Origin of the sequence: Streptomyces sp. NPDC091289 (assembly GCF_044757365.1) — a bacterium.
Lineage (GTDB): Bacteria > Actinomycetota > Actinomycetes > Streptomycetales > Streptomycetaceae > Streptomyces.
The window spans coordinates 467,460-476,208 of sequence record NZ_JBIVUT010000002.1; the positions used below are offsets into that span (position 1 = coordinate 467,460).

Consider the following 8,749-nt stretch of genomic DNA (forward strand, 5'->3'; position numbering starts at 1 on the left):
ATGTCGGCAACCAGCGCGACCGAGACGTTCCGGGCCGCCCGGGACTTCCTGCTGGAACACCGCGAGGACTACGCAACCGCGTACGCGGGCTTCCGCTGGCCCCGGGCGGACCACTTCAACTGGGCGCTGGACTGGTTCGACATCATCGCCGAGAACAACGACCGCACCGCCCTGCACATCGTGGAGGAGGACGGCCGGCGCACCGAGGTGTCCTTCGCGGCGATGTCCGAGCGCTCCGACCGGGCCGCCAACTGGCTGAAGGCGCAAGGCGTTCGGGAGGGGGACCGCATCCTCGTGATGCTCGGCAACCAGGCCGAGCTGTGGGAGACCGCCCTCGCCGCGATGAAGCTGCGCGCCGTCGTCATCCCCGCCACGCCGCTGCTCGGCCCCGCCGATCTGCGCGACCGGGTGGAGCGCGGCCGGGTGCGCCATGTGCTGGTGCGGGACGCGGACACCGCGAAGTTCGACGAGGTCCCGGGGAAGTACACCCGGATCGCGGTGGGCGATGAGGTGCCGGGCTGGCTGCCGTACGCGGAGGTGGCCCAGGCGCCCGCCGTGTTCACGCCCGGCCGGGAGACGGACGCGGACGAGCCGCTGATGCTCTACTTCACCTCCGGCACCACCGCCAGCCCCAAGCTGGTCGAGCACACCCATGTGTCCTACCCGGTGGGCCACTTGTCGACGATGTACTGGATCGGGCTCAGGCCGGGCGACGTCCATCTGAACATCTCCTCGCCCGGCTGGGCCAAGCACGCCTGGTCGAACCTCTTCGCCCCGTGGACCGCCGAGGCGACCGTCTTCATCTTCAACTACACCCGCTTCGACGCGGGCCGGCTGATGGCCGAGATGGACCGCTCGGGCATCACGAGCTTCTGCGCCCCGCCCACGGTCTGGCGGATGCTCATCCAGGCGGACCTGAGCCAGTTGAAGGTCCCGCCGCGCGAGGTCGTCGCGGCGGGGGAGCCGCTGAACCCGGAGGTCATCGAGACGGTGCGGCGGGAGTGGGGCGTCACCATCCGGGACGGCTTCGGCCAGACGGAGACCGCCGTCCAGGTCGCCAACACCCCCGGCCAGCTCCTCAAGACCGGCTCCATGGGCCGCCCGAGCCCCGGTTTCACCGTCGAACTGCTCGACCCGGTGACGGGACAACCCGGCGCGACGGAGGGCGAGATCGCCCTCGACCTCTCCGACCGCCCCGTCGGCCTGATGACCGGCTACCACGGCGACCCGGACCGCACCGCCGAGTCGATGGCCGGCGGCTACTACCGCACCGGGGACATCGGCGCACGCGACGCGGACGGCTACATCACCTATGTGGGCCGCGCCGACGACGTGTTCAAGGCCTCCGACTACAAGATCTCGCCGTTCGAGCTGGAGAGCGCCCTGCTGGAGCACGAGGCGGTCGCCGAGGCCGCCGTCGTGCCCGCCCCCGACCCGCTCCGCCTCGCCGTCCCGAAGGCGTACGTCGTGCTCGCGGAGGGCTGGGAGCCGGGGCCGGACACCGCGAAGATCCTCTTCGAGCACTCCCGGGCGGTCCTCGCCCCGTACAAACGCATCCGCAGGCTGGAGTTCGCGGAGCTGCCCAAGACCGTCTCGGGAAAGATCCGCCGCATCGAGCTCCGCGAACGCACCGCCCTGGGCACCGGCACCGAGTTCGACGAGGGGGACCTGAAGTGAGCCTGCTTTCGTACGCACATGGGGTGGGCGACACCGAGCTGCTCGGCGACACCATCGGCCGCAACCTCGACCGGGCGGTCGCCGCGCACGGCGACCGCGAGGCGCTGGTCGACGTGGTGTCCGGTCGCCGCTGGACGTACACGGAATTCGCCACGGACGTCGACGAGCTGGCCCGCGCCCTGATGGCGTCCGGGGTGGCGAAGGGCGACCGGGTCGGGATCTGGGCGGTCAACTGCCCCGAGTGGGTGCTCGTGCAGTACGCCACGGCCCGGATCGGGGCCGTCATGGTCACCATCAACCCGGCCTACCGCGCCCACGAGGTGGAGTTCGTCCTCCAGCAGGCCGGCATCTCCCTGCTGGTCGCCTCGCTCTCCCACCGCACCAGCGACTACCGCGCCCTCGTCGACCAGGTCCGCGCCGACTGCCCGGAGCTGCGTGCCGTCCACTACATCGGCGACCCGTCCTGGGCGGAGCTGACCGCCGCCGCCCCCGCCGTGACGCGCGAACAACTGGCCGCCCGCGAGGCGGAGCTGTCCTGCGACGACCCGATCAACATCCAATACACCTCGGGCACCACGGGCTTCCCCAAGGGCGCGACGCTCTCCCACCACAACATCCTCAACAACGGGTATTTCGTGGGCGAGACGATCGCCTACACCGAGGCGGACCGGGTCTGCCTGCCGGTGCCCTTCTACCACTGCTTCGGCATGGTGATGGGCAACCTCGCCATCACCTCGCACGGCGCCTGCATCGTGATCCCCGGCCCGTCCTTCGAGCCCGCCGCCGTGCTGGCCGCCGTCCAGCAGGAGCGGTGCACCTCGCTGTACGGCGTGCCCACCATGTTCATCGCCGAGCTGAACCTGCCGGACTTCGCCGCGTACGACCTCTCCTCGCTGCGCACCGGGATCATGGCTGGTTCGCCCTGCCCGGCCGAGGTGATGAAGCGGGTCGTCGCCGAGATGCACATGGCCGAGGTCTCCATCTGTTACGGAATGACGGAGACGTCCCCGGTCTCCACCCAGACCCGCCGCGACGACGACCTGGACCGCCGCACCGGCACGGTGGGCCGCGTGCTGCCGCACATCGAGGTCAAGATCGTCGACCCCGTCACCGGAGTCACCCTGCCGCGCGGCAGCGCCGGCGAACTGCGCACCCGGGGCTACAGCGTGATGCTCGGCTACTGGGACCAGCCCGACCGCACCGCCGAAGTCGTCGACGCCGGGCGGTGGATGCACACGGGGGACCTCGCGGTGATGCGCGAGGACGGCTACGTCCAGGTCGTCGGCCGGATCAAGGACATGATCATCCGGGGCGGCGAGAACGTGTACCCACGGGAGATCGAGGAGTTCCTGTACGGCCACCCGAAGATCGCCGACGTCCAGGTGGTCGGGGTGCCCGACGAGCGTTACGGCGAGGAGATCCTGGCCTGCGTCATCCCCCGGGACCCGGCCGACCCGCCCACCCTGGAGGAGGTCACCGCGCACTGCCGGGAGCGGCTCGCGCACTACAAGATCCCGCGCAGGCTGTGGATCCTGGAGACCTTCCCGATGACGGTCAGCGGGAAGGTCCGCAAGATCGAACTGCGCGAGACCTACGCGGACTGAGCGGGGGAGGCGCGGCGGGTGCGTCAGGTGCGTCGCGTCGGGTCAGGCGGCTTCGATGATGTCGGGGCCGCCCCGGGTCGCCGCCGCCCACTCGATGAGCAACACCTCGTACGTCGCCGCCTCCACCTCGGACCAGTCCTGTCCGGAGGCGTCGACGAGTGCGCGGATGGCCTCGTTGGCCTGCTCGGCGGCGGGCGCGGGGTGGTCTGCGGAGAGGTCTGCGGGGAGGTGGGAAGGGAGGGAGCTGTCCGGGAGTAAAGCCATGCGCACAGCTTACGGGCTGCCACTGACAGCAACGGCTTCCGAAGTGTCCGAGGACGGCGAAGTGTCCGGGACGCGCGGGGCCTTCGCGGTCCCCGGAGCATCCGACGGCCGGGCGGCGGATGAGGCGGGCGCCAGTTCGCGCCGCATGCAGACCCGGGGCCAGCGGTCGAGGCCGTGCTGGGCCTCCTCGGCCCGGATCGCGCGGAGCCCGTCGGTGAGTTCGGCCTCGGGCAGGATCCGGAATCCGATGCGGGCGTAGTACGGGGCGTTCCACGGCACATCGGTGAAGGTGGTCAGGGTGAGCGCCGACATGCCCCGGGCCGCGGCCCGGGCGGCGAGGTGGGCGATCAGCGCCCGGCCGATGCCCCGCCGGGCGGCGGAGGGATCGACCGAGACCTGCTCGATGTGCAGGGCGTCGTCGACGGGGTCGGCGAGCACATAGCCGAGCGGCCGGTCGCCGGTGGCGGAGAGAGGGTCGGTGGCCACCCAGCAACGGCCTGCCTGCCGGTAGCCCTCCAGCAGGTCGAGCGGGGGCGGATCGTCGTCGGCCACGAAGGCCATGCCCAGGGCGCGGAACGGTTCCCCTGCGGCGCGCTCGATGTCCTGGAGAAGTGGAAGATCCGAGCGTCTGGCGGAGCGGATACGCATGTACTCAGTGTGCCGCGCCGGACGGCGGACCGGTACGCGGTGGCCGGATCCGCTCCCTCGGCGGCGGTGCCCGGGCAGGTGTTTCAGGCGCCCGTGCTGACCAGCTCGTCCGCGGGGCTGTTCACCGGCTGCGGGGTCCCGGTGAGATCCATGACGAAGAGCGGGAGTCCGACGCCGTCCGCGCGGGCCCGGGCGTCGGCCGCGTACCCCGCGAGGGAGAAGAACACCCCGGTCGCCGAGGCGCCCAGCGCGTTGAGCCAGAGGGTCTCGACCGCGCGGAGCGACGTCGGCCGGGTGCTGGAGTCGACCTGCGCGATCAGTCCGTCGGCCCGCAGGTCGATCCCGGAGGCCGGGCCCGCCCCGGGCCGGCCGACGTCGCGATAGCCCAGCCAGGTCAGATACAGACCGGCCGCGCTCACCGCGTCGTGGCCGGTACGGATCGTCATCGGCCGGAACGTCGGGCGCGGGTGCGCGGCGGTGCGCGGCAGGGGGATGTGGGCGGGGGAGACCGGCGCGGTCGGGGCCGACGCGGCGGCCACCGGCCGCACCGGTATCCGCAGGACGGTCCCGCACGGGCAGCACAGCTCGGGCTGCGGCCACTGGTCCTCCCGTGCGCAGGACGCGCAGCGGACGGTGACCCAGACGTCGTTCCAGCTGCGGTGGGTGACCAGGACCGCCGGGGCGTCCGGCAGCAGCGGCGGGGCGGTGGGCATTCCGCACGGGCAGGGGTAGGCCGGGGCGCTGTAGGCGTGGTCGCGGCTGCAGACAGGACACCGGACCGGCACGGACTCCACGAACGTCTCCCTCCGGCACGGACGCGCGGCCGACTGCGCTCCGTGCCTCCCTCGTCACCCCATCGTCCACCAGGAGCGAGGCTCTGGGGAGGGAATTGACGCACTTCGTACGGGCGAGCGGCACTGCGCGCCCTTGACGGCGGTCGTCCCACGTTTTAGATTGCTTCCGTATAGCAGAACTGAACTTCCGTAATGCGGAATTGGTGCTCTCAGGTGGCGCGACAGAGCCCGACTCCACCAATCCCGAGCAGGAGCACTCAATGCCTCGTATGACCGCTGCCCGAGCGGCAGTTGAGATCCTCAAGCGCGAAGGCGTCAGCAACGCGTTCGGTGTGCCGGGTGCGGCGATCAACCCCTTCTACGCGGCCCTCAAGGCCTCCGGCGGGGTGCAGCACACGCTGGCCCGGCACGTCGAGGGCGCCTCCCACATGGCCGAGGGCTACACCCGGGCCAAGGCCGGCAACATCGGTGTCTGCATCGGTACGTCGGGCCCGGCGGGCACCGACATGATCACCGGTCTGTACTCCGCCATCGCCGACTCCATCCCGATCCTGTGCATCACCGGCCAGGCGCCGACGGCCGTCCTGCACAAGGAGGACTTCCAGGCCGTCGACATCTCCTCGATCGCCAAGCCGGTCACCAAGGCCGCGACGACCGTCCTGGAGGCCGCGCAGGTCCCCGGCGTCTTCCAGCAGGCCTTCCACCTGATGCGCACCGGCCGTCCCGGACCGGTCCTCATCGACCTGCCGATCGACGTCCAGCTCACCGAGATCGAGTTCGACCCCGAGCTGTACGAGCCCCTCCCGGTGCACAAGCCCGCGGCCTCCCGCAAGCAGATCGAGCGGGCGATCCAGATGCTGAACGCCTCGGAGCGCCCGGTGCTCGTCGCGGGCGGCGGCATCATCAACGCCGACGCCTCCGAGCTCCTGGTGGAGTTCGCCGAGCTGACCGGCGTCCCCGTCATCCCGACCCTGATGGGCTGGGGCATCCTGCCCGACGACCACGAGCTGAACGCCGGCATGGTGGGCCTGCAGACCTCGCACCGCTACGGCAACGCGAACTTCCTGGAGTCCGACTTCGTCCTCGGCATCGGCAACCGCTGGGCCAACCGCCACACCGGCAAGCTGGACGTCTACACCCAGGGCCGCACCTTCGTCCACGTCGACATCGAGCCCACCCAGCTCGGCAAGATCTTCGCTCCGGACCTCGGTATCGCCTCCGACGCCAAGGCCGCGCTGACGCTCTTCGTCGAGGTGGCGCGCGAGCTGAAGGCCGCGGGCGAGCTGAAGGACCGCTCGGCCTGGGCGGAGTCCACGCAGGTGCGCAAGGCGACCCTCCAGCGCAAGACCCACTTCGACAACGTGCCGCTCAAGCCGCAGCGCGTGTACGAGGAGATGAACCGGGCGTTCGGCCCGGAGACCCGTTACGTCACCACGATCGGGCTCTCCCAGATCGCCGGCGCGCAGATGCTGCACGTCTACAAGCCGCGCCACTGGATCAACTGCGGCCAGGCCGGCCCCCTCGGCTGGACGATCCCGGCCGCGCTGGGCGTCGCCACCGCGGACCCGGAGGGCACGGTCGTCGCCCTCTCCGGCGACTACGACTTCCAGTTCATGCTGGAGGAGCTGGCCGTCGGCGCGCAGCACCGCATCCCGTACGTCCACGTCCTGGTGAACAACTCCTACCTGGGGCTCATCCGCCAGGCGCAGCGCAACTTCGACATCGACTTCCAGGTCAACCTGGAGTTCGAGAACATCAACTCCCCGGAGCTGGGCGTCTACGGCGTGGACCACGTCAAGGTCGTCGAGGGCCTCGGCTGCAAGGCGATCCGGGTCACCGAGCCGGACCAGCTGCTGCCGGCCTTCGAGGAGGCGAAGAAGCTGGCGGCGGAGTTCCGGGTGCCGGTGGTCGTCGAGGCGATCCTGGAGCGGGTCACGAACATCGCGATGAGCGGTACGGACATCGCGTCGGTCAACGAGTTCGAGGACATCGCCACGGACGCGTCGCACGCGCCCACCGCGATCCGCCCCCTGACGGCTTCCTGACGGAACCGTCACCCACGAGGGCCCCTGGGCCGGAGCGAACCTCCGGCCCGGGGGCCCTCGTCGTGTCCCCATGAACGCGGGACCGCTCTAGCGGGCCCCGCACGCCGCCCAGAAGCGGTTCAGCGCCTCCGCGCCCCGGTCGGGGTCCTGGAGCATCCAGTAGTGGGTGAGCCCGTCCAGCTCCGTCGCCCGCGCACCGAGGCGGTGGGCCACCTCCCGGTCCATCGCGGGCCGCGCCATCGGATCGCCGTTCGGGATCAGGACGAGACCCGGCGCCGCGGAGGGGCCGTCGAACTCCCGTCCCCAGTCCGCGTGGAGGGTGGGCCGCGCCGAGCGGTAGAGCGCGAGGACGGACGCGCTCATCACCTCGTCGTGCACGGTGTCGACCTCCTCCGCCAGTTCGGCGCTCATGCCGCGGGGGCGCAGGAAGTCGCCGAAGGACGGGCTGTCGGGGGACCCGGCGCGCAGCGACGCGAGCAGCTCCTCGCCCTGCGGGCTCTGCTGGAAGAGGAGGGCCGCCTCGTGCCACCGGTAGTCGGGGTGCCAGCCGTGGGCCACGTCCGACACCCAGCTGCGCACCGGAACGTCGTAGGCGGAGACGACCCGCATCGTCAGGTGCGCCCCCCAGTCGTGGCCGACGAGGTCCACCGGTCCGCCGATCGCGCGCAGTTCGTCCGCCAGCCAGGCGGCGTACGCCTCCTTGTCCACCAGGCCGGCCGGGCGGGGGCTGCCGAACCCGGGCAGCCGCAGGGCCAGGGTGGGGCGGTCCATCCGCTCCCGCAGGGAATTCCAGAGGGAGGGCGTCTCCGGCACTCCATGGACGAACACGACGGTCATGACGACTCCTGGGCAGAGAAGTGGATTACCTATCCACTTGACCGTAACAGTGAGCTGATAAGTTATCCACATCGGTTTGCCGAGGAGGATGCGATGAGGGCCGACGCTGTACGCAACAGGGAGAAGGTCTTCGACGAGGCCCGGCGGGCCGTCCGCGGCGGGGAGATCACGCTCACGCTCAACGAGCTCGCGCGCAGGGCGGGGGTGGGCGTCGGTACGGTCTACCGTGTCTTCCCCACGCAGCGGGCCATGCTGGAACGCGTCCTGGAGGGGGCGGTGCGCGAGCTCATCGACGTGGCCGAGGAGGCCGAGGGGCGGGCCGATCCCGCTTCCGCCCTGGTGGACTTCCTGGGCACGGCGCTCGCGGCCGCGCTGGCCCGACCCGGGCTGATCGACGTGCTGATCAGTGGGTCGGACGAGACGGAGTCCCTGCGCCGGGCCAAGGGGGAGCTGGTCGCGGCGGTCTCGCGGCTGCTCGGGCTCGTCCGCCCGGCGCCTGCTCTGACCGGCGAGAATCTGCTCAAGCTGTTGTGTGGGCTGGTGCATGCGGTGGGCGAGCATCCGGCGGAACGGCGGTCGGCTGCCGCCGACAGCTACCTGGCGCTGCTGTCGGGCGGCCTCGCCCCGAACTCCGGCCCGCCCGCACCCATCCGCCTGTCCGGCGATTGAGGGTGGGCCCGCACCCATCCGCCTGCCCGGCGCTTGAGGGCGGAACCGTCGCGAGGGTTCCGCCCTCAAGCGCCGGACGGGCTGGGGGGTGTGCGGGCGCACGAGAAGGGGGGGGGGGGGGGGGGGGGGGGGGGCCGCCCCCCCCCCCGGGGGGGGGGGGGGGGCCCGTGGGGGTGGGGGGGGGGGGGACGCCGGGCGGGCGGGGCGGGCC

At 71.5% G+C, this 8,749-nt stretch carries 8 protein-coding genes; 4 read left to right on the top strand and 4 right to left on the bottom strand.

The features are described from left to right. A complete protein-coding gene (locus ACIQPT_RS04110; RefSeq protein WP_401152519.1) occupies positions 1-1,677 on the top strand; it encodes an AMP-binding protein in 1,677 nt (558 codons plus the stop codon). After that, entirely contained in the window at positions 1,674-3,281 is a 1,608-nt protein-coding gene (locus ACIQPT_RS04115) for an AMP-binding protein (protein ID WP_401152522.1), read from the top strand. The genes ACIQPT_RS04110 and ACIQPT_RS04115 overlap by 4 nt, the downstream gene beginning before the upstream one ends. A 42-nt stretch (positions 3,282-3,323) precedes the next feature. Here ACIQPT_RS04115 and ACIQPT_RS04120 read toward each other — a convergent pair whose 3' ends face one another. From ACIQPT_RS04120 to ACIQPT_RS04130, 3 genes are all read right to left on the bottom strand, one after another. Continuing rightward, positions 3,324-3,545, bottom strand: a complete 222-nt coding sequence (locus tag ACIQPT_RS04120; RefSeq protein WP_401152525.1) for a hypothetical protein — start codon at positions 3,543-3,545, stop codon at positions 3,324-3,326. A gap of 9 nt (positions 3,546-3,554) precedes the next feature. Beyond that, positions 3,555-4,193 (bottom strand): GNAT family N-acetyltransferase, encoded by a 639-nt coding sequence (locus tag ACIQPT_RS04125; protein WP_401152527.1) that lies wholly within the window; start codon positions 4,191-4,193, stop codon positions 3,555-3,557. 83 nt (positions 4,194-4,276) lie between these two features. Next, on the bottom strand, positions 4,277-4,987 hold the full coding sequence (locus tag ACIQPT_RS04130; protein WP_401152529.1) for a hypothetical protein: 711 nt from the start codon (positions 4,985-4,987) through the stop codon (positions 4,277-4,279). Positions 4,988-5,247: 260 nt separating this feature from the next. On the opposite strand from ACIQPT_RS04130, the gene gcl reads away from it, so the two are divergent. Continuing rightward, complete coding sequence (gcl, locus tag ACIQPT_RS04135) at positions 5,248-7,032, top strand: glyoxylate carboligase (RefSeq protein WP_401152531.1); 1,785 nt, start codon at positions 5,248-5,250, stop codon at positions 7,030-7,032. Positions 7,033-7,119: 87 nt separating this feature from the next. Here the strand turns inward: gcl and ACIQPT_RS04140 are convergent, their stop codons facing one another. After that, positions 7,120-7,869: an alpha/beta fold hydrolase gene (locus tag ACIQPT_RS04140; RefSeq protein ID WP_401152534.1), complete on the bottom strand. Its 750-nt coding sequence runs from the start codon at positions 7,867-7,869 to the stop codon at positions 7,120-7,122. A gap of 93 nt (positions 7,870-7,962) precedes the next feature. On the opposite strand from ACIQPT_RS04140, the gene ACIQPT_RS04145 reads away from it, so the two are divergent. Next, complete coding sequence (locus ACIQPT_RS04145) at positions 7,963-8,538, top strand: TetR/AcrR family transcriptional regulator (RefSeq protein ID WP_401152537.1); 576 nt, start codon at positions 7,963-7,965, stop codon at positions 8,536-8,538. The last annotated feature ends 211 nt before the right edge of the window (positions 8,539-8,749 follow it).